The sequence below is a fragment of the Acinetobacter sp. 24-47-67 genome (assembly GCF_056779735.1).
This window is the reverse complement of record NZ_JBWYIK010000001.1, coordinates 43,496-62,674: the sequence shown is the minus strand read 5'-3', so window position 1 is coordinate 62,674 and position 19,179 is coordinate 43,496. Positions and strand designations below refer to the sequence as shown.

Genomic DNA, 19,179 nt, shown 5'->3' with positions numbered 1-19,179 from the left:
GTAGGGTGAACTGCTTAGATCAATTTATTTCAGTTTTTTTAAAATACAAGTCACTACACCCCAGACCATGATTTGTTCTTCGCTACGAGGATAGATGTCAGGGTAGTCTGGATTCTCTGCTTTTAACCATAAAAGGATCGTTCCATCATTTTGTTTTTCTAACATTAATCTTTTTACTGTGAATTCATTATTAATCAGCGCCAAGACGATATCACCATGTTCTGCATTCAAACTCCGGTCAATCAAGATTTGATCACCAACTTCAATCCCTGCATTTTTCATTGATAACGAATTTACGCGTAGTATAAAAGTAGATGCTACGTTGTGAACCAAGTATTCATTTAGATCAATATGTCCTTCTACATAATCTTGTGCTGGGGAAGGGAAGCCTGCTGCCACAGATTCAATAGGATAGGCGATTTTTAAACGTGTTCTAAATTGGATTGGTGAAATTTCAATTTGTTGATTGAAATCATCTTCAGGTCGTATTTTTAACCATTCTTTAATTTGAATCACTTTTGATTCAGGAACACGCATTACTACTGTTTTTTCTGAAAACTGTGATTTTCGACCTGCATTGGCACGTTTACCACCATGTAGAGAAGCGGTATTTGTTGCTGAAATATTTGAATTGCTGCTCATATGAAATTCCCCCCATTTAATCTTGAATATGTAACAAAATCAAGATAGCAAAAAAAACATTGTAAAAACAGATTGTTTCGTCGGATTGATTGTGCTTATACGACACTATGCTTAAAATTAGGTCTGAATTTATGATGAAAATGGAATCATCCATGTTGCAAGATTTTATTGAAGAGCAAAAATTAGTCTGTGAGGAGTTTGATTCTGCTTACATCAAAGTGAATGAAGATGATGTTGTTGCTGTGGCTAAGCATACTTTAGATCAAGAGCCAATCGTCGGTTTGCGTAATAAGCCTGAACCTGGTGAGAAAGTGGCATGGTTTATTTATGGCGGTGAATTAGGCGAGGGCGAAGATTTTTTTGAGACGATGACGGTGAAAGAGCTTGAAGAAATTTTACCCGATGCCATTCCATTTCTTGCATTGGAAACAGGTTTCCGTTTTATGATTGATCGAGATGATTATGAGGATGTTTGGAAAGCTGAGCCTGATTTAGGAATCTAATGCGCATGTTATGGGTGAGGTTGATTTTTGTAGGTTTAAGTTTTTTTGTATCACAACAGGTTGTAGCGAATGATTTGATTGATGCACAACAGATGGTGTATCAGCAAAAACTAGATCATGAAATGCAGCTGATCGAACAAACCAAGCAGATTTTAGATGATGAACACAGTACAGCCACAGCGATGGAGCAACAACTTGCTTTATGCGGAAGGTTAAAGGCCTATCAAAACATTGTTGGTTTAGCAGACCAGTTCATTCAAGTTGAACAAGCACATGTAATGAAACGTATTGCGCAATTTTATTTAAATCAGCAATCTACGAGTTTTCAACAATCGGGCATGACAATTGATGATTGGTGTAGCGCAAACTAGCAAATTTGTCAGATATTGATATGAATTTGGACTGAATTGATAACTCGAACTTTATTATAATTTTTTGCGTTGAGTTGACGTATTCCAATTTCCCTGATTGACACGCGACATCTTAACCATCATTAGTCTAGGTGATGTCTAAACCCGCTGCATAGCGGGTTTTTTAATGTCTATTTCACTGATTAATTCATTTTTTAAAGCTACGAACTGACTCGATATGCTATGTAAATCAAAAAGTAGTTTTGGTTTACAGACAATTGGCAGGCTTTGGTATTCCGGCTAATCGACTTAGATGGCGAGCAACTAGACCTGTTTTAAACTTTTCTTGCAATACTGCATTATCAATGTCAGCGCTGACGTGTTTCATTAAAAATTTGATTAAGGGACGAGTTGCAGGAGAATGACCAAATTGAGCGTAGAACTGACGCACCGCATGCAATACTTCGAAATGCCAAGCTGTTAGCTCAAGCTCGAGCGTATTCGCGAGTACTTGCGCTACATTTTCATTCCAAATGGTATAGTCAACTAAATGACCATCTTGATCGAGTTCAAGGGATAATTCAGTGGTCATGGTAAAACCTAAGTCAATAAATTTGTTTTATTTAAGGCTAATACAGCGTGTAAAGCCCAGAATGATATCTGCAAAAGTAGTGTAATCAATCACTTCAATTTGAAAATACTCGCCGTTCAATAGATGCGAAGGTAATAACTCAGCATCTCGATCTAAAACGTAGACCTTGTTTTGAATCGTAAGTACAGATGGTGTAAACAATGCCAACACCGCATCCCCCATAAGCACTAAAGCATCATTAGTATCCAGTGTTTTTTGAACCTGTTGAATACAATGTTCAGTATTTGCAAATTGAGATTGTATTAAATAAAGCGTTTTATCGGTCATATGAGTTACCAATACAGCACATGGTCAAAGCTTTGAATTAACTCTTTATTGAATTCAATAAATTTAATTTCATGCGTAGTATGTTGAACAAAGGGATTATCTTGTTGATTGGATTCAATCAAAATAGGGCTTAGATCGTAAAACTCAAAGCTATCGACGAGGTTAGAAGCCAGTTTAAACGCATGCTTAATGGGTTCGAAGCTTAATTCGGAGCGGAGTAAACTTAAGGCTGCGCCTTGCAATAAAACTTTTACTTCAGCGCCAAAAGTTGCTAAAACCATGGTTGCAGAAAGGCTCTCATGAACTTGTAGCGAGTTGAGATTTGATTGGGTTAATATAACCAGTACAGATTTCACACAATTTACCTTTCAATTGCAACAATCAATGAAAAATGAATAATTTAGAATTGAACTAGACGTGCTGAAGATGAGACAGCATCTGCCAATTCACCGAGTCCTACCAGCTGAAAACCTTCAGCCAGATTATGGGACTCAATGTGATGGCGTTGAGCATTTTCAGCATCAGTGATTCCACGTGCTAGGGCAGCACTTACGCAAACAGGAAGTTTGATATTTAATTTTTGCCACTCTTGTGTGAGACTTCTTTGATCATCTGGCGACCACTGTAAGTTGTTTGCAACTTGAACGCCGTCTTGATAAAAGAAAACTCGAAAAATTTCGCCTTTCGCTTGCAATGATTGTGCGAGTCCTAATGCATGCCAAGCATGGATTGAGCTAGGTGCCGAGGTAATTAGTAATAACGTACTCATTTAAAACTTCGCATAGGGTGATCAAACTGAAAATAGCTTGTTCAGGCTTTTAAACAAAAAGGTAGTATACAATGATTTTAGTGACAGGTGGATTAGGCTTTATAGGTTCACACGTTGTTTTAAGCTTATTGGCACATGGTCAAGAAGTCGTCATTGTAGATAATCTTGCCAATGCGAATTTACAAACGCTTGAACGTCTTGAATACATTTCTGGGATGTATGTACCTTTTGTAAAGCTAGATGTTAGAAATACGCCTGCTCTGAATAAAGTTTTTGAGCAGTACTCAATCCGTGCTGTTATACATACTGCAGGATTTAAGTCTTTAGAGGAGTCTCGCTTAAAACCGCTTGAATATTATAATGATAATGTCAGTTGCATTATGAGTCTGATGCGTGCAATGCAACGAACTGGTGTACGAACATTATTGCATCTTTCAAGTATGGCGGTTTATGGCACTTCGAGTTTGAATTTAAATGAAGAACATCCTCTCAATTTTGCCAATCCAAACCCTTATATTAAATCCCAGCAAATGATCGAAGAGATCATCCGTGATACCTCTAAAACGGACGAAGAATGGAGTATTGCGATCCTGAGACTAGCAAATGTAGCTGGTGCTTTTGAACATGGAGTTTTGGGTGAAGTGGTTGCCCCTTTACCTAAAAATATTTTGCCTTTGGTGTTACAAATCGCAGCCATGCAGCGCGATTCCATTCAATTACAAAAGAATGCCAAGACAAAAGATCAAACGGTTGAACGAAGTTTTGTGCATGTCATTGATGTGTGCGAGGCAGTCATTGCAACTTTAAAGTGGTTATTTAATCAAAGATCAACGTGCGAAGCATTTGATATCGCAGGTCAGCCAACTTCAATTCAAAACTTGATTAATACGGTAGAAAAAGTGACTGAAACAAAAATTCGAATTGAGGAAACTGATTATGTTTTCCAAGAATTAGATCAAATTGGTTCGAATAGTTTAAAAGCATTTGAATTATTGAAATGGAAAGCACATCGATCACTAGAACAAATGATTGAAGATCAATGGCGATACTATCAAAGCACCTTTAATAATTAAAATGATAATCATTTACATTTATGGTTTTTTTGATTAGCATCAAATCAACGGTGGATGAATCCGAATCAAACATGATTCTTCCAAGAAATAGCGAAATATTTGAGGCTGATATGCAAACACGTATAGAACACGACACGATGGGTGATGTAGAAGTACCAAGTGATGCGATGTGGGGGGCTCAAACCCAGCGCAGTTTGCAAAATTTCAAAATTGGTGGTGAGCGACTTCCTCGTGCGATGATCCGTGGTATGGGGCTGGTCAAAAAAGCGGCTGCACTTACTAATGCTGAGTTAAATCAGATTCCTGCTGAATTGGCGAATTATATTGTGGGTGCTGCAGAAGAAGTGATTACGGGGCAATGGGACAGTCAATTTCCATTAGTGGTATGGCAAACAGGTTCTGGTACTCAAAGTAATATGAACTGTAATGAAGTCATTGCAAATATTGCGAATCAAAAACTGGGTAATCCGCTTGGAGCACAGAAACCCGTTCATCCAAATGATCATGTTAATCGAGCTCAATCTACAAATGATTCGTTTCCAACAGCGATTCATGTCGCTGCTAGTTTACAGATCAATGAGTTACTGATTCCAGCAGTTCAAGCTTTACGTGAAACTTTACATCAGAAGTCTCAAGAATTTTCAAATATCGTTAAGATTGGGCGTACACATTTACAAGATGCAACGCCGTTAACTTTAGGCCAGGAATTCAGTGGTTACGTATCCCAACTCGATCATGGATTAAAGCGTCTAGAGCAAGCTTTAGAAGGGTTATATGAATTGCCATTAGGTGGTACAGCTGTCGGTACAGGTCTAAATGCTCATCCTGATTATGCTATAAATGCAGCAAAAAAATTGGCTGAGCTTACGGGTTTACCTTTTGTGACTGCACCAAATAAGTTTGAAGCACTAGCAGGGCGTGATGCTGCAGTATTTGCTTCTGGCGCACTGAAAACACTTGCTGCGAGTTTAAATAAGATTGCCAATGATATTCGTTGGTTAGCGAGTGGTCCTCGTTGTGGTTTTGGGGAGATTCGTATTCCTGAAAATGAACCAGGTTCGAGTATTATGCCAGGTAAGGTGAATCCTACTCAAAGTGAAGCTATGACGATGGTTGTTGCGCAGGTTTTGGGTAATGACACGACAATTAATATCGCTGGTGCTTCAGGTAATTTTGAACTAAATGTTTTTATGCCGGTTATTGCTTATAATTTACTGCAATCAATTCAACTGCTAGGTGATGCATGTAATAGCTTTAATGAGCATTGTGCTGTGGGGATTGAGCCAAACCAAGATAAGATCGATTATTTCTTGCATAACTCGTTGATGTTAGTTACTGCATTGAATCCTGTGATTGGTTATGAAAACGCGGCTAAGGTTGCGAAAACTGCCTACAAGGAAGGAAAGACTCTGAAACAAGTTGCTGTAGAGCTGAATTTAGTCACAGCTGAGCAGTTTGATGAAGTCGTTGTACCTGAGAATATGGTTTCACCTAATGTGAAGTGATTTTGATATGATTTGAATGTTGATAACATATATTGACAAGCAACTGTCTTTAATATATTGACCAATTATTCATTTCAGAATACTATTTATATAACGACCTTTCATACGTCACTTAAGGCTTTTATAAAGGAGACAATCATGAATAATTATAAAGCTCGTCTAATCCTTGAAGAAGGCTATGGATTAGGTTGAGACTCATTTAAATTTGTGTAATAAAGCATCCATTAGGGTGCTTTATTTTTGAGTAAAATAAAATTGAATTACTTTTATACTTATCTTTTGATTATTCCATATGTCACTGTAATTGCTTATTTTTATATTTATCGTAGAGATAATTTCTTTATTAAGATTAGAAGTAGTAATCAACTCCTTCTCATCTTAATTTTATTAGGTATCACGTTTGTAGAAATATTAATTTGGAAAAGTTTTTTTGAAGATTATAAATTTCTAAATTTTGATATAGAAAATACAGATGGGCAGTTTAAAACGACAGCATTAGTTACGGTTTTAGCAGCTATAGCTGCCGTTTTTGGTTGGATTTTTACTTCAAGGGTGCAAATTATAAACACTATAAGAAGTCATTCAGTACAAGTATTGATGAATAGTAGGAATTCTACTGCGTATATTGCTAAGGTTGATATTGCAACCAAAATAAGAAGGAATTTGGGGAAGGATCAAAACGTAGAGTCGAAAGATAAAGTGCAATTGACTAGAGAAAAATTTAATTCATTGGAAGATGAGGAAAAATCGGCTGTAACATATTTATTAAATTTTTTGGAATTTGTAGCAATTGGAATCAGACATAACAACTTAGATGAAGACTTAATAAAAAGTAGTTTCAAATCAATACTTAAAGCTAATTACAATCTCTTCCAACCTGTAATTGAATATTTAAGAGAGATTGATAGTCCTAAAATTTACAATCAACTCGAAATTTTGCATAAAAGGTGGGAAGAGAACAAAAAACCAGAATGTATCAATTGTAAGCAAGGTATTGATGATGAAGTTCAGAATAGAAAGAAACATAAATTTAATAATCTTCGGAACATTACATTAACAATTTTAACGGGCTCAGGGTGGCTAATAATGATAGCTATCATGAGATTAATAGAGAAATTAACGAAATATTCAACAGAGGAAGATTTATTATGCGATAACTGCAAAACATTAAAAAAATAAGTAAAAACTTCATCACATAGTCATGTAATTATTATGAGATTGATTAACTCGTCACAATTGTTAAAATACGCATTGCTTTTAATTGCTGTTGTATCAAAGTTCTTATCTTAGACTTAAGACAGCCAATCTACGGAAATTTTCAATGCTCGATATATATTTAACAGATGTTCAAAAAAATGTTCAATTTCAAGATTATCCAGGTGAACATCCTGTTAAATTTATTCTTAACTTTAAAAAAATCTTCCCAAGTATTATGGAATTACTACTTCCTGTTCTACCTAAAGATGAAAATCTAGAAGACATGACATGGGAATCAACAACAAAAGATTTTGAAACCTTCAAACTGCTACTGACAGGTTGGGGTGTGATTGAACTGCGTCTGAATGCTATTACACAATTCAAAAATCGTGAATTTGCAGATCAGCTAGTAAAAACTGCTCAACAAAAAAGAGCGAAGTTTTCTAAAGAACAACCTAAGCTCAGTACGGTAGATTTAGACTATTTGTTCATGCATGAAGTCCATACGGCGATTGATGCTGAATTAGTGGAGTTAGGTGAAAAATTCTATTTGCCAACCTTACGCTCCCTATGGAAAAACCAAGTATCGGCTCAGGTTCTTGAAGCTAAATTTTAAGCTTACATATACCAAGAAAAGCCCTCTATCATGGAGGGCTTTTTACTATTGGGTAAAAAAATACGAATAAAATCAAATCTTCGAATTAGGGTTCAAAATGGATAGATGTTGGTCTGATAAATGCTTAATGTAACACTACAACATATTTGATTTGTTGAATATTTAATCTTTGGTTAAGTATTTCTAATGAATTAAAGGTCATAGTATCGTATTTCCCCGAGGAAATACCAAAGGATTTCAGAAAATGTCGAATCAATTTTTAGTTTTAATTCAAAAACGCCGTACGATTTATGCTTTAGGAAAAGCAGTTGAACAATCTCCTGAGTACTTAACAGATCTTATTCAGCATGCGATTAAACAAAGCCCATCATCTTTTAACTCTCAATCTTCGCGCGCTGTAATTTTATTTAACGCTGAACATGAAAAATTTTGGGGCTTTGTGAAAGAGAAGCTAAAGTCATATGCAAAGGACGAGGCGAGTGCAGCAAAAACTTCTGCAAAAATGGATAGCTTTGCTGCAGGCATAGGCACTGTATTATTTTTCGAAGAAATGGATACGATCACTGACTTACAAGAGAAATATCCTTCGTATGCGGAAAACTTTCCAATTTGGGCGGAACATTCAACAGCAATGGCACAGTTTGCGGTTTGGACAGCTTTGCATACAGAAGGTTTAGGTGCAAACCTTCAACATTATAATCCGATTGTAGATGATCAAGTCCAAACTGAATGGGCTATACCAGCTTCGTGGAAACTACGCGCACAATTGGTATTTGGATCTAAGGAAGCTGAAGCTTTCGATAAAGGCTATATTGACGACGCTACACGTTTTAAAGTGTTTAAATAAAATATGGAAAAGCACTCATCGGAGTGCTTTTTTTAAACCTATAAATAGCCTAAGCAATTTTTGTATTTCGAACGTTTTTCCCATGTAATACATAATATAAGACAATGCAAAATATAGTACCAATAGCACTATATAAATAGAGTTGTTGGTAACTGATCAAATCTAAAGCTAAACCTAAGAAATAAGGACCGAATCCTAAACCTGCATCTAAAAAGATAAAGTAAGTTGAGGTTGCAAATCCCATCCGTTCCAAACTAGTACTTTTTACTGCTATTGTTTGGCAAATTGATTGGATATTACCGTATCCTAAACCTAATAATCCTGCGCAAATCAACAAAAGACCCGAACTGTTAGCTTGGCTCAACAAGAAGAATGCAAGTGCCATAATGAGAAAGGCAGGATACATAATTATATTTTCGCCTTTTTTATCCATCAGTGGTCCCGTAATAGGACGAGAGAGCAGAATCGTCAACGCATAAATGAGAAAGAAAAATGATGCTGCTTCAACCAGATCAATTTCTTTGGCATAAAAATTAATAAACGATAGAACACCAGAGTAAAAGAGGGAGCTTACCAACATGATCAGAGCAATGGGTAAGGCGCTCTTTTCAATATATTGAGATAGAAAACTATTTTGAGTATAGGCCTGATCAGGTATAGACGAAACCTGTTGCAATTGAGGAACTTGAATAAATAAAGCTGTAATTAAACATAAAACTGCAAGGATTGAAGATAGGGCAAAAATAATGTTGTAACTGACATGAAGCATTAGCCAGATTGCCAAAAATGGTCCAATTGCAGTTCCTAAAGTACTACTCATACTGTAGTAACCTATACCTTCACCACGACGAGTAGCTGGAATAATTTGAGCGATAATTGTGCCAAATACGGTGGAGGCAACCCCCATCATAAAGCCATGCAAGAATCGAACGATTAATAAAGCTCCAACCTCTAAATGGAGAAAATAAAAGCCTGAAAATATGAGAAATCCAGTGAGTCCGACCAGCATGGTGACTTTAGAACCGAATTTAACGAGGAACTTAGCCACCAATAAACGACCAATCAGTGTACCCACAATAAAAAGTCCTGATACTAAACCAGCCTGCGCCGTCGTCGCTCCAAGTTCTGCTATCGAAAATCCCACAATGACAATGACGAGAAGATAAAAAGTCAGTACCAATTGAAAGTTAATTAAACTGACCAAAATAAAGTTACGTGTCCAAAGAGGCTGATTAACTTGATTTGAGGAAGTACTCATAACTCCTCCACGATATTTAAGCTTTTATCACGCTCTAAAATAGACAAAAACAGTTGAAGTGTCCCAGCACTTTGAGCAATGTCTTCAGGATTTACTTGATTCAAAAACTGTTGTTCAAATTGATCAATCTGAATTGTACAAATTTGATAAAGATCTCTACCTTTTTCGGTTAATTGAATTAATTTTTGGCGTTTATCAAATGATTCTAAAAACTGAATAACATCTAATTTATGTAAAGTATTAATGCGTTTTGCAATTGATGGTTTAGAAACATTGAGTTCATGAGCCAAATCAATTGAAGTGATGGAGTCATGATCATAGATATGATAAATCAACTGCCACATTGAATAGTTCAGTTGGTATTGAGCCAAGATATCATTTAAACGGTCACTAAAGAGTCGCGCACTTCGCAGCAAAACGACACGGAATTTGGGAGAGTTTTGCATATAGTTAACCAAGCTAACTAGTTTGTTGGCTTGAATTTACGCTCAATAATTAGACGAATCAAGCGTAATGCACTTATTGATAATCAGGGTACTGAAAATATTAGTTTTTTTGTTTTCTAAAAGTACTTGGTCGAATAGGACGGGTCCCGCGCCAGAGACCACGTTTATTGCGTTTTGCACTATCTTGTAGCGAGATCATATATTTTAATTGCTTTGGATCACGTATATATTCTTCGTAAACCCACGCACCACCACGCCTCACTAATTCTTCATTCATATGCTTGCGATAGCGGTAGACCACACCCACGCAACGTCCATAACGATCAATATCCGTGATTTTTACACGAACAATTTTACCTTGAACCATTTTCTTAACTAAGCGTTGGGATTCAAGCCCGTAACTTTGATTAGATTCAGGCGCATCTACAAAAGCAAAGCGTAATTTAGTTTTAGAACGTCTCAAATTCAAACGATGGCAGGAGAGGGTGTCACCATCACTCACCGCTGTAACACGGCACCAATAAGTTTTTCCTTTTTTAAAAGGTTTAAATACTTGAAGAAGATAAATCCATATTTGTCTGAAGATAATAAGAAGTAACAAGCATAAAATTGCACCAAGCCCAATGAGCCATGATGCAGGGAGTTGATCAAACATAGAAAATACAAGAGAAAACAAGCATTAATATGATAAATCAACTCGAAGTGAGTGTTTGATTCAATATTGAACAGATGGTGTTCACACAGATTTTCAACTAAATAGCCTAAGCAAAAATTTTATTAATTTCTGAAATTAAATATTCAAACTTTTGATGTGATGCTAATTGTGAATTCCAATAAATTCCCATTTTCATTAAAGGAAATTCAACAGGAAGTTCAGAAATTTTTAAATCTTGAGGTAATTTCAAATTTTTTAAAATACTAAAAGGTAAGGTTAGCAATGTGTCAGGATACTCCTTCAAAATTTGTAGTGCTGTTGAATAGTGTTGACAGCGTAAAAAAATATCACGTTGAATATTCAACTTTTTAAAATGTAAATCTTCAATAAGCACACCAGAATGCCTTGATGAAACACCAATATGTTGGGCATGTTTGTATTGTTCTAAATTTTCGATGGTTGTCAAACCACATATGACAAAGCGATCATTCACTAAAGGGTTAAAATAAATTTTCTCATCAACTTTCTGTTGAAGATCGACCACTAAATCAAGTTGCTGTGACAATAAATCTTTTGCCCAATTAGTTCGATCTAATTTGATACTTTGAAACCGTGTCGCTAGTCCTAAATCACGAAAATGACGGATTAACTGCGGAAAAATTAAAGGCTCAATTTCATCATGAATTGCTATACGAATAGATTGAATCGTCAGTGGATCAAAAGATATATGATGAGTCGAGATATGCTGAATTGCGATTAATGTTTCTTTTATTCGTGGATAAATTTGATGTGAAAAGGGTGTCGCAACCATCTTTATACCACTTCGGATAAAAAGATCATCTTTCAATTGTAATCTCAATCGCTGTAAAGCGTGACTGGCTGCAGATTGTGTAATACACATCAAATTTGCGGCTTTACTGATACTTTGATGTTCGTATATCGCAATAAATAATGGATATAGATTGATATCAATGTGTGAAAAAGCGCTCAGATCCACAGACTCCTGATGAATTCTATTCATAAAGTAATATTTAAATAAATCATTTCATTCATAGTAGGTTTCAAGCTATGTTGATGTAAAGCGTGAAGAGAATATAGTTCGAGGGATTAATGTTTCAATTAACGGAAAAAGCTAAACACTTTTATGATTTAGCACAACGCTTTATTCAAGACGAAATAGAGCCTATAGAACAAGAATTTTGGCATAAAGCTCATCAATTAAATTCAAGTGATGATTGGACATCATGGATGTGGCCAGCAGAACTTGAAGTACTCAAACAAAAAGCTAAATCGCAAAATTTGTGGAATCTTTTTTTACCAGACCCAGAATTTGGTCAAGGTTTAACAGTTCAAGAATATGCACACATTGCTGAGTTAACTGGCCGTAGTTTATTGGCTCCTACGGTTTTCAATTGTAATGCGCCAGATAGCGGTAATATGGAGTTAATTTGGCGCTATGGCTCAGAACAACAAAAAGAGCAATGGTTAAAACCTCTCTTAGACGGAAAAATTCGATCCGTATTTTGCATGACTGAACCAGAAGTTGCTTCTTCAGATGCGACGAACATGCAAGCCACTGCTGTAATTGAGGGAGACGAAATTGTTTTAAATGGACGCAAATGGTGGTCTTCGGGTTTAGGCGATCCTAATGCAAAAATCATTATATTTATGGCACATACACCAGATGCAAATAAAGGTCGACATCAACAACATTCAATGGTTTTAGTTCCAGTTGAAACTGAGGGCGTAAAAATTGAAAGAATGTTACCTGTATTTGGTGATTATGATGCGCCACACGGTCATGGAGAAGTAACCTTTAATAATGTTCGTGTTCCAGTCACTCATTTTATTGGTGGAGCAGGTCAAGGGTTTGAGATTGCACAGGGGCGACTTGGTCCAGGACGTATTCATCATTGCATGCGTTGTATCGGTGCTGCTGAGAAATCATTGGAATTAATGATTGATCGTGGAATGCAAAGAAAAGCATTCGGTAAGGAAATTTTGAAACTTGGTGGTAATTTGGAAAGAGTCGCGGAAGCGCGTGTTGCCATCGATCAAGCACGTCTTTTGACCTTATATGCGGCATATAAAATGGATAAACTGGGCAATATGGCTGCACTCACTGAAATCTCTGCAATTAAAGTCGTTGCACCTAGTGTTTTGGAAAAAGTTGTCGATATGGCAATGCAAATTCACGGCGGTGCAGGTCTATCTAGAGATACGCCATTGACAGGTTTTTTTGCACAAGCGCGTGCATTACGTTTGGCAGATGGGCCAGATGAGGTGCATAAAGGCATGATTGCAAAATTGGAACTTGCGAAACATGGTTTTTCAACTCGTCATTCTCAATAAGATGAGCACTCGATTTAAGGAAGAAATATGTCAGTTATAGATACAGCAGGGCAAGTCAGACGTGGTGAAGAGCTCGATATCGTTTCAGTCACAAACTGGTTAAATCAAAATGGTGTGGAAGTGATTGAGCCTGTAGAAGTTACACAATATTCTGGTGGAGCTTCAAACTGGACATACCGGCTAAAATATAGCAATGCAGATCTGATATTAAGAAGACCACCCGCAGGAACCAAAGCCAAATCTGCTCATGATATGGTTCGAGAACATAATGTTCAGAAAGCTTTAAAAGATCTATATCCAGTCGTGCCCAAAATGCTGGCATTATGTCAGGATGAATCTGTACTCGGATGCGATTTTTATGTGATGCAGCGAATCGAGGGAATTATACCAAGGGCAAAGCTTCCACCAGAACTAAAACTCACTGAATTTGATGTGCATCAGCTTTGTATAAATGTTTTAGACAAATTGATTGAATTGCACCAAGTTCCTTATCAAGGAACAGCACTTGAGCAAATTGGAAAAGGTGAGGGTTACTGCCGTCGTCAGGTCGAAGGTTGGGACAGTCGCTACGACAAAGCCCATACCATCAATGTGCCGACCTTTAAGTTTGTACGAAATTGGCTTAAAGACAATATTCCTGAGGATTCAACCAACTGTATTATTCACAACGATTGGCGTTTTGATAATGTCATTTTGAATCCTCAACAGCCTACTGAGGTCATCGGGGTGTTGGATTGGGAAATGGCGACAATTGGTGATCCACTTATGGATTTAGGATCAGCCTTAGCATATTGGGTTGAAGAAAACGACAATATGATCTTTAAATCGACACGTCGACAACCTACACATCTTAAAGGCATGTTTACACGTAAAGAAGTTGTGGATTATTACCTAGAAAAAACAGGACTAAAGCCATCTAACTGGACGTTCTATGAAGTTTTTGGGATCTTTAGATTAGCGGTCATAGCACAACAAATTTATTATCGTTATTACCATAAACAAACGGATAATCCTGCATTTAAGGATTTTTGGATTGTGATTCATGCATTACATATTCGTGCTTTAAAACTCATAGGTATACAAAAGCTTGAAGCGAATGAAATTGCAAAAACTTATCTCGCAAAATTACAGGATATTCTGCCAAGATGACGACAATATATTTGGTCAGACATGGTCAAGCTTCATTTGGTGCTGAAAGTTATGATCAGCTTTCTCAGAAAGGTGAAGTTCAAGCACGTGTGTTGGGGCAATATTTTCAAAAGTTAATACAAGAGCAGCCCTATGTATTAGCTGGCTCGATGAAACGTCATCAGCAGACGGCGGATATCTCTTTGAATGAGTGTTTTCCTGACAGTCATATTGATATCGATCCACATTGGAACGAGTTCAATCATCAACAAGTGTTTGCAAAATATGAACCACGTTTTGCAGATCCTGCATTACTTAAAAAAGATGTTGGTCAAGCGGTAGATCCTCGTGCATATTTAGGAAAAATTTTTGAAGGTGCAATTCAACGTTGGACCAAGGGTGATCATCATCATGATTATGATGAAAGCTGGCCTCAATTTCAGCAAAGAGTACTTCAAGGCTTGAACAAACTATGTATACAACTTGAAACAGAAAAACCTCGCTATGCCGTAGTTTATACGTCTGGTGGTGTTATATCTGTTGTTGCAGGGCATTTACTTGGTTTAAGTGCAGACAAAACTTTTGCATTGAACTGGGCAATCACCAATACCAGTTTTACCACCTTAAGATTGGTTGGTACAGAACCACAATTACTCAGTTTAAATGAACATCATTATTTAAAAGAACAAGATCGTGATTTGCTCACTTGGATTTGATCAAGGCTATATGCCATAGAGAGAAAATGGAATGAACAAAACTATATTAATTACAGGTGCAAGCTCAGGTATCGGTGCTGGGATGGCACAAGAGTTTGCAAAAAAAGGATATAACCTAGCGATCTGTGCACGTCGTTTAGAAAGGTTGTATGCTTTAAAAGATGAAATAGAACAACGCTATCAGGTAAAAGTAAGTGCGAAGGCATTGGATGTCACGGATGATGAGCAAGTCTTCCGTGTATTTAAAGAGTTTAAAGATGAGCTAGGCACTATCGATCGAGTGATAGTCAATGCTGGTGTGGGCGAAGGACGTCGTATCGGTAAAGGTAATTTTGCGATTAATAAAGCAACAGTTGAAACTAATTTTATTTCTGCGATGGCACAATGTGAAGCAGCGGTCGAAATTTTTAGATCTCAAAATTCAGGACATTTAGTTGTAATTTCGTCGATGAGTGCTTTGCGTGGTATGCCAAAACATCTTACAGCTTATGCTGCCAGTAAAGCGGGAATTGCGCATTTAGCCGAAGGGATTCGAGCTGAACTTCTTGGAACACCAATTAAAGTTTCAACGATTTATCCTGGTTACATTCGAACTGAAATTAATGAAGGTGCTGGAAAATTACCTTTTGAGGTCGATCAAGCCACAGGATCACGACTATTAGCTGAAGCAATCGAAAAGCAACCAGTCAAAGCATATGTTCCAAAGTGGCCATGGTTGCCATTGGGTTTTGCAATGAAGGTTTTACCGCTTCAGCTCGTCAATAAGCTGAGTTAAAATAACGTCTTATAAATCCCACATTTAGTGGGATTTATTTTTAAAGAAATATTTCAAAGCATCTTGTATGACGATTTGCCAAACGGCATATGAATGTCCGCCTATATATTCTTGATAGTGAACATTGTGTCCCTGATCGATTAAATCCTGAGCGACAATCGGAGAGGTTTCTAGAATGCTTAAGCTATTATTTTGTCTCGAATTTTCATAGCTATTGGCTGAAATATACCAATTGAGTTTCTTTGTATTGTCTAATGTTGAAGCTCTGATCAGTTTACTCATACCATTGATTGTATCGTTTGGATCAGATTTCCACCAAAATGAACCAGAAAGTGGCACGACGTGACTAATATCATTGGATGTTTTTAACGCCAAATAAGCAGAACTCAGACCACCTAAACTTGAACCCAATAAGACTGTTTTGTTGTGATCATGTTGATAGGGCAAATGTTGACTCATCCAAGGCAATAATTCTTCTTGAAAAAACTGTGTGTATTCTGGATTGGGGCTAAGTTCTTTAGCACGTAATTGATCATTTGGGTGTCCAACAAAAACAGCCTGTATAGGTGGGAGTTGCTGTTGTTGAACCAACTGATCTAATATCTGGGGAACTTTAACTAAATGCGCATATTGCTCACCATCAAAAAAAATCAGAGTGATATATGATTTTCCGACTTGAGGTGGAGTTGCATAAATCTGAATAAGACGATCATTTCCCAAAACTTTACTTTTCAACACGGATGAAACTAATTGTTTTTCACTATTTTCAGCCATTTGAGTTGGATCAATAAAATTGGGCGCTCGACTGAGTTTTGCGATATTTTCATTCCTCAGCGTGGTATTCGTTTTTAAGGCAATGTTTTTAGAATCAAACCACTTATGAGGATTGAAAGGGTCGAGTTGTTGTACCTTTAAAATAGATCGACGCTGATCTCGTGATTCTTTTAAATTTGGGTTTAAATGTGGGCAGTAATTTGATAAATATCCATCGATATTCGGCGAATCCACAGCAAAACTATAACTTCCGATAAATCTTGAATCGACAATACTTTCTTTAAACCAAATATCAGTACCTTTAAGCCGAGTTAACCATTCATGATCATTACTCGGACCACTGATTAATCGCACATTGTGTTTTGCACCACGATATAAATAAATGACACGTTGGTGTGTTTCATTAAAATCTTCAATTATTGGGGTTTGATTTTTACGAATTTCCGACCAAAATTGATCGAGGAGATGATTTTTTTGCTCAGGATGCATCTGAATCTTGTTTTGGATTTGCTGAAGCACTTTACTTTTGGCATCCATATCTTCACATGCAGGGGCATAAGGTTGAGTGCTGACTTGTAATGAATGATTTACAGAAAGATCAGCACTTACTGCGGCACTCATTAACATCAATATAGAAAAAAATTTGATAGGATGATTCATAGATTATAGCTTTGAATTAATCATTGTAAATGATAATTATTTTCAATAATAAATAGCAATGAAAATATCAAAAAATCGTTTAAAATAGGAAATATCAAAACCTAAAATCAAATACATGTTTCTTAAATTAGCGACAATCGCACTCATTCCAGCATTACTTGTGCAAGGTTACCAAGTCAAGAAAAATACACCTCGTTTAGCAGAAGCTTTGGGGGAAAGAAATGGTTTGGTTGGGAATGGCCCTCAAATATCAATTTTAATTTTAGGTGATTCAGCTGCTGCTGGTGTGGGTGTGCAATTTCAAGAAGATGCGCTAAGCGGAACATTGTTACAAGAACTAAGAGATCATTTTCAAATTCGCTGGTCATTAATTGCAAAAACTGGAAATCGTACTTCAGATGTAATTCGAACTATACAGGCTATTAATGACGATCAGTTTGATATTGTAGTAACTTCGATAGGGGTCAATGATGTAACACAGCTCATCTCACCACATAAATGGATCTGCCTACAAGAACAATTATATTCACTGATCGCTGAGAAATTTTCACCCAAGCTCATTATCGCGACTGGAGTTCCACCGATGAATGAGTTTCCTGCATTACCAAATCCTTTAGCTTGGTTGTTTGGAAAATATGCCCATCAAATGAATGTTGAATTGGAAAATTGGATTGAACCACAACCAAAATTTGAATTGGTTAAATATGATTTGGATGAGTATAAACAACTCAATTTAAAGATGGCTGAGGATGGATTTCATCCAAGTAAAGAAATCTATCAGCTTTGGGCAAAAAAAATTAGTTCGATTATTCAAAATCACTTTAGATCGAAAAGTTAGACCGAAATTTGATATGACTGATATCGAAACACATCCACTTGAGCCATTTGTACCTCAACAAGCCAAATTACTCATGCTTGGCAGTTTTCCTCCGCCGAAAGCAAGATGGAAAATGGATTTTTATTATCCGAATTTTCAAAATGATATGTGGAAAATATATGGGTTGATCTTTTTTCAAGACTCTCATTATTTTCTAGACCGTGAAAATAAACAATTCAAAGAGCAAATGCTGAAAGATTTTCTAAATGAGTTGGGCATTGCAATATTTGATACAGCCTATCAAATACGGCGTTTGAAAGACAATGCCTCAGATCAATTTCTAGAAATCGTTACACCGACAGATATGTTTCTATTGCTTAAAAAAATTCCATATTGTCGAGATATTATGACCACAGGTGATAAAGCAACTGAGACCTTATTAAAGTCAATGAATGCATCTGTACACACTAAAGTTAAAATGGGTACAGTCGTGGATCTGCAATTTGATAACAAAGATATCCGAATTCATCGTATGCCATCTTCTTCAAGAGCTTATCCTTTAGCTCTCGAAAAGAAAGCCGAATACTATCGTGAACTTTTCCAGTCAATTGGATTAATTTAACAACCTGTTAAAGTCAATCGAGATGCTTATTACACATCATAATCTACATAATCCCACAAGTTTAAACGTGATTTAATTTCTTTACGAATATGTGGAAGCATATTGAGTAGAGTACCATCAATCCATAAAGATAATGCTTGAGCAGATAATTCTTGTCCTTTTTCATCAACTAAGCGGGCACCCTTCACAATCACGAGTGTTTGCTCTGAGACAGAGGTTTCAATGCCTTTGAACAAAACTTGTAACTCATGACCATTGTCTAAAATTAACCAAGCCAATTCAATTTGAACATTATGGTTAGACTTTAAGGTGATAGAACCTTCAATTAGGTCTTCATCAGTAAGGCAATCATAATCAACACTGATTTTAGCTAAATACCATTCATGCTGAGATAAATCTTCAAGGGATAAAAAAGGCGTGAGTATGTCGTTCAGATTATACTGTCGACTAAGATCAAAAAATTGCATGGGAGTAGAGTAGAACCAAGGGTTCAAAAAATAAAACGTGAATAATAATGCAATTTATCCTGGTTGTACAAACCAGTCACAACAAAGA

24 protein-coding genes are annotated in these 19,179 nt (G+C 36.5%); 13 read left to right on the top strand and 11 right to left on the bottom strand.

Translation table 11 applies throughout. The annotated features are described in order from the left end of the window. Window positions 1-24: 24 nt before the first annotated feature. Window positions 25-642 (bottom strand): LexA family protein, encoded by a 618-nt coding sequence (locus AC1M9K_RS00290; RefSeq protein ID WP_257219868.1) that lies wholly within the window; start codon window positions 640-642, stop codon window positions 25-27. 152 nt (window positions 643-794) lie between these two features. Between AC1M9K_RS00290 and AC1M9K_RS00285 the strand changes: the two genes are divergently transcribed. Together AC1M9K_RS00285 and AC1M9K_RS00280 are read left to right on the top strand one after the other, a co-directional pair. Then, on the top strand, window positions 795-1,145 hold the full coding sequence (locus tag AC1M9K_RS00285; protein WP_035267817.1) for an immunity protein Imm33 domain-containing protein: 351 nt from the start codon (window positions 795-797) through the stop codon (window positions 1,143-1,145). Then, window positions 1,145-1,516 (top strand): hypothetical protein, encoded by a 372-nt coding sequence (locus AC1M9K_RS00280; RefSeq protein WP_051586583.1) that lies wholly within the window; start codon window positions 1,145-1,147, stop codon window positions 1,514-1,516. Before AC1M9K_RS00285 ends, AC1M9K_RS00280 begins: the two co-directional genes overlap by 1 nt. 247 nt (window positions 1,517-1,763) lie before the next feature. Here AC1M9K_RS00280 and AC1M9K_RS00275 read toward each other — a convergent pair whose 3' ends face one another. Genes AC1M9K_RS00275 through tusD form a run of 4 tightly spaced genes read right to left on the bottom strand, consistent with a single transcriptional unit; the run spans window position 1,764 to window position 3,183 of the window. After that, window positions 1,764-2,087, bottom strand: a complete 324-nt coding sequence (locus tag AC1M9K_RS00275; RefSeq protein WP_035267814.1) for a TusE/DsrC/DsvC family sulfur relay protein — start codon at window positions 2,085-2,087, stop codon at window positions 1,764-1,766. Between the two features lie 27 nt (window positions 2,088-2,114). Next, the gene (locus AC1M9K_RS00270; RefSeq protein WP_035267811.1) at window positions 2,115-2,414 is read right to left on the bottom strand and encodes a DsrH/TusB family sulfur metabolism protein; all 300 of its coding nucleotides are present in this window, start codon (window positions 2,412-2,414) and stop codon (window positions 2,115-2,117) included. A gap of 5 nt (window positions 2,415-2,419) precedes the next feature. Next, window positions 2,420-2,770, bottom strand: coding sequence for a hypothetical protein (locus AC1M9K_RS00265; RefSeq protein WP_179998005.1), 351 nt, complete (start codon window positions 2,768-2,770; stop codon window positions 2,420-2,422). Between the two features lie 44 nt (window positions 2,771-2,814). Further along, window positions 2,815-3,183, bottom strand: coding sequence for a sulfurtransferase complex subunit TusD (gene tusD / locus AC1M9K_RS00260; protein WP_035267807.1), 369 nt, complete (start codon window positions 3,181-3,183; stop codon window positions 2,815-2,817). Between the two features lie 71 nt (window positions 3,184-3,254). On the opposite strand from tusD, the gene AC1M9K_RS00255 reads away from it, so the two are divergent. From AC1M9K_RS00255 to AC1M9K_RS00235, 5 genes are all read left to right on the top strand, one after another. Then, window positions 3,255-4,256, top strand: coding sequence for an NAD-dependent epimerase/dehydratase family protein (locus AC1M9K_RS00255; protein WP_481588133.1), 1,002 nt, complete (start codon window positions 3,255-3,257; stop codon window positions 4,254-4,256). Window positions 4,257-4,366: 110 nt separating this feature from the next. After that, complete coding sequence (gene fumC / locus AC1M9K_RS00250; protein ID WP_035267804.1) at window positions 4,367-5,761, top strand: class II fumarate hydratase; 1,395 nt, start codon at window positions 4,367-4,369, stop codon at window positions 5,759-5,761. A gap of 240 nt (window positions 5,762-6,001) precedes the next feature. Further along, window positions 6,002-6,940, top strand: coding sequence for a DUF4760 domain-containing protein (locus AC1M9K_RS00245; RefSeq protein ID WP_155756974.1), 939 nt, complete (start codon window positions 6,002-6,004; stop codon window positions 6,938-6,940). A 142-nt stretch (window positions 6,941-7,082) separates the two neighbouring features. Continuing rightward, window positions 7,083-7,574: a hypothetical protein gene (locus tag AC1M9K_RS00240; RefSeq protein WP_035267803.1), complete on the top strand. Its 492-nt coding sequence runs from the start codon at window positions 7,083-7,085 to the stop codon at window positions 7,572-7,574. 244 nt (window positions 7,575-7,818) lie between these two features. Next, window positions 7,819-8,421: a nitroreductase family protein gene (locus AC1M9K_RS00235; RefSeq protein WP_481588132.1), complete on the top strand. Its 603-nt coding sequence runs from the start codon at window positions 7,819-7,821 to the stop codon at window positions 8,419-8,421. A 49-nt stretch (window positions 8,422-8,470) separates the two neighbouring features. Here the strand turns inward: AC1M9K_RS00235 and AC1M9K_RS00230 are convergent, their stop codons facing one another. The 4 genes from AC1M9K_RS00230 to AC1M9K_RS00215 all read right to left on the bottom strand — a co-directional run bounded on the left by AC1M9K_RS00230 (window position 8,471) and on the right by AC1M9K_RS00215 (window position 11,801). Beyond that, on the bottom strand, window positions 8,471-9,679 hold the full coding sequence (locus AC1M9K_RS00230) for an MFS transporter (protein WP_481588131.1): 1,209 nt from the start codon (window positions 9,677-9,679) through the stop codon (window positions 8,471-8,473). Continuing rightward, the gene (locus AC1M9K_RS00225) at window positions 9,676-10,125 is read right to left on the bottom strand and encodes a MarR family winged helix-turn-helix transcriptional regulator (protein WP_481588130.1); all 450 of its coding nucleotides are present in this window, start codon (window positions 10,123-10,125) and stop codon (window positions 9,676-9,678) included. Before AC1M9K_RS00225 ends, AC1M9K_RS00230 begins: the two co-directional genes overlap by 4 nt. 100 nt (window positions 10,126-10,225) lie before the next feature. After that, entirely contained in the window at window positions 10,226-10,780 is a 555-nt protein-coding gene (locus AC1M9K_RS00220) for a thermonuclease family protein (RefSeq protein WP_481588129.1), read from the bottom strand. Between the two features lie 106 nt (window positions 10,781-10,886). Continuing rightward, window positions 10,887-11,801 carry a LysR family transcriptional regulator gene (locus AC1M9K_RS00215; RefSeq protein ID WP_481588128.1) on the bottom strand — a complete coding sequence of 305 codons (915 nt, stop codon included), beginning with the start codon at window positions 11,799-11,801 and terminating at the stop codon, window positions 10,887-10,889. Window positions 11,802-11,890: 89 nt separating this feature from the next. On the opposite strand from AC1M9K_RS00215, the gene AC1M9K_RS00210 reads away from it, so the two are divergent. From AC1M9K_RS00210 to AC1M9K_RS00195, 4 genes are read left to right on the top strand one after another with little or no spacing between them, the layout of a single operon-like run. Then, the gene (locus tag AC1M9K_RS00210; protein ID WP_481588127.1) at window positions 11,891-13,132 is read left to right on the top strand and encodes an acyl-CoA dehydrogenase family protein; all 1,242 of its coding nucleotides are present in this window, start codon (window positions 11,891-11,893) and stop codon (window positions 13,130-13,132) included. A gap of 27 nt (window positions 13,133-13,159) precedes the next feature. Next, window positions 13,160-14,281, top strand: coding sequence for a phosphotransferase family protein (locus AC1M9K_RS00205; protein ID WP_180027838.1), 1,122 nt, complete (start codon window positions 13,160-13,162; stop codon window positions 14,279-14,281). Continuing rightward, window positions 14,278-14,976 (top strand): histidine phosphatase family protein, encoded by a 699-nt coding sequence (locus AC1M9K_RS00200; protein ID WP_035267788.1) that lies wholly within the window; start codon window positions 14,278-14,280, stop codon window positions 14,974-14,976. Before AC1M9K_RS00205 ends, AC1M9K_RS00200 begins: the two co-directional genes overlap by 4 nt. A 31-nt stretch (window positions 14,977-15,007) precedes the next feature. Then, entirely contained in the window at window positions 15,008-15,751 is a 744-nt protein-coding gene (locus tag AC1M9K_RS00195) for an SDR family oxidoreductase (protein ID WP_180027839.1), read from the top strand. Between the two features lie 24 nt (window positions 15,752-15,775). Here the strand turns inward: AC1M9K_RS00195 and AC1M9K_RS00190 are convergent, their stop codons facing one another. After that, on the bottom strand, window positions 15,776-17,146 hold the full coding sequence (locus AC1M9K_RS00190; protein ID WP_051586584.1) for an alpha/beta hydrolase-fold protein: 1,371 nt from the start codon (window positions 17,144-17,146) through the stop codon (window positions 15,776-15,778). A gap of 154 nt (window positions 17,147-17,300) precedes the next feature. On the opposite strand from AC1M9K_RS00190, the gene AC1M9K_RS00185 reads away from it, so the two are divergent. Beyond that, entirely contained in the window at window positions 17,301-18,023 is a 723-nt protein-coding gene (locus AC1M9K_RS00185) for an SGNH/GDSL hydrolase family protein (RefSeq protein ID WP_035267784.1), read from the top strand. A 13-nt stretch (window positions 18,024-18,036) separates the two neighbouring features. Next, complete coding sequence (locus AC1M9K_RS00180) at window positions 18,037-18,624, top strand: uracil-DNA glycosylase family protein (protein ID WP_035267781.1); 588 nt, start codon at window positions 18,037-18,039, stop codon at window positions 18,622-18,624. Window positions 18,625-18,653: 29 nt separating this feature from the next. Here the strand turns inward: AC1M9K_RS00180 and AC1M9K_RS00175 are convergent, their stop codons facing one another. Then, window positions 18,654-19,091 (bottom strand): hypothetical protein, encoded by a 438-nt coding sequence (locus tag AC1M9K_RS00175; protein WP_180027843.1) that lies wholly within the window; start codon window positions 19,089-19,091, stop codon window positions 18,654-18,656. Window positions 19,092-19,179: the final 88 nt, after the last annotated feature.

Bases quoted from the DNA above. Each gene is read 5' to 3' on its own strand.
- AC1M9K_RS00290 (WP_257219868.1), bottom strand. From the start codon at position 642: ATGAGCAGCAATTCAAATATTTCAGCAACAAATACCGCTTCTCTACAT.
- AC1M9K_RS00285 (WP_035267817.1), top strand. From the start codon at position 795: ATGTTGCAAGATTTTATTGAAGAGCAAAAATTAGTCTGTGAGGAGTTT.
- AC1M9K_RS00280 (WP_051586583.1), top strand. From the start codon at position 1,145: ATGCGCATGTTATGGGTGAGGTTGATTTTTGTAGGTTTAAGTTTTTTT.
- AC1M9K_RS00275 (WP_035267814.1), bottom strand. From the start codon at position 2,087: ATGACCACTGAATTATCCCTTGAACTCGATCAAGATGGTCATTTAGTT.
- AC1M9K_RS00270 (WP_035267811.1), bottom strand. From the start codon at position 2,414: ATGACCGATAAAACGCTTTATTTAATACAATCTCAATTTGCAAATACT.
- tusD (WP_035267807.1), bottom strand. From the start codon at position 3,183: ATGAGTACGTTATTACTAATTACCTCGGCACCTAGCTCAATCCATGCT.
- AC1M9K_RS00255 (WP_481588133.1), top strand. From the start codon at position 3,255: ATGATTTTAGTGACAGGTGGATTAGGCTTTATAGGTTCACACGTTGTT.
- fumC (WP_035267804.1), top strand. From the start codon at position 4,367: ATGCAAACACGTATAGAACACGACACGATGGGTGATGTAGAAGTACCA.
- AC1M9K_RS00240 (WP_035267803.1), top strand. From the start codon at position 7,083: ATGCTCGATATATATTTAACAGATGTTCAAAAAAATGTTCAATTTCAA.
- AC1M9K_RS00235 (WP_481588132.1), top strand. From the start codon at position 7,819: ATGTCGAATCAATTTTTAGTTTTAATTCAAAAACGCCGTACGATTTAT.
- AC1M9K_RS00230 (WP_481588131.1), bottom strand. From the start codon at position 9,679: ATGAGTACTTCCTCAAATCAAGTTAATCAGCCTCTTTGGACACGTAAC.
- AC1M9K_RS00225 (WP_481588130.1), bottom strand. From the start codon at position 10,125: ATGCAAAACTCTCCCAAATTCCGTGTCGTTTTGCTGCGAAGTGCGCGA.
- AC1M9K_RS00220 (WP_481588129.1), bottom strand. From the start codon at position 10,780: ATGTTTGATCAACTCCCTGCATCATGGCTCATTGGGCTTGGTGCAATT.
- AC1M9K_RS00215 (WP_481588128.1), bottom strand. From the start codon at position 11,801: ATGAATAGAATTCATCAGGAGTCTGTGGATCTGAGCGCTTTTTCACAC.
- AC1M9K_RS00210 (WP_481588127.1), top strand. From the start codon at position 11,891: ATGTTTCAATTAACGGAAAAAGCTAAACACTTTTATGATTTAGCACAA.
- AC1M9K_RS00205 (WP_180027838.1), top strand. From the start codon at position 13,160: ATGTCAGTTATAGATACAGCAGGGCAAGTCAGACGTGGTGAAGAGCTC.
- AC1M9K_RS00200 (WP_035267788.1), top strand. From the start codon at position 14,278: ATGACGACAATATATTTGGTCAGACATGGTCAAGCTTCATTTGGTGCT.
- AC1M9K_RS00195 (WP_180027839.1), top strand. From the start codon at position 15,008: ATGAACAAAACTATATTAATTACAGGTGCAAGCTCAGGTATCGGTGCT.
- AC1M9K_RS00190 (WP_051586584.1), bottom strand. From the start codon at position 17,146: ATGAGTGCCGCAGTAAGTGCTGATCTTTCTGTAAATCATTCATTACAA.
- AC1M9K_RS00185 (WP_035267784.1), top strand. From the start codon at position 17,301: ATGTTTCTTAAATTAGCGACAATCGCACTCATTCCAGCATTACTTGTG.
- AC1M9K_RS00180 (WP_035267781.1), top strand. From the start codon at position 18,037: ATGACTGATATCGAAACACATCCACTTGAGCCATTTGTACCTCAACAA.
- AC1M9K_RS00175 (WP_180027843.1), bottom strand. From the start codon at position 19,091: ATGCAATTTTTTGATCTTAGTCGACAGTATAATCTGAACGACATACTC.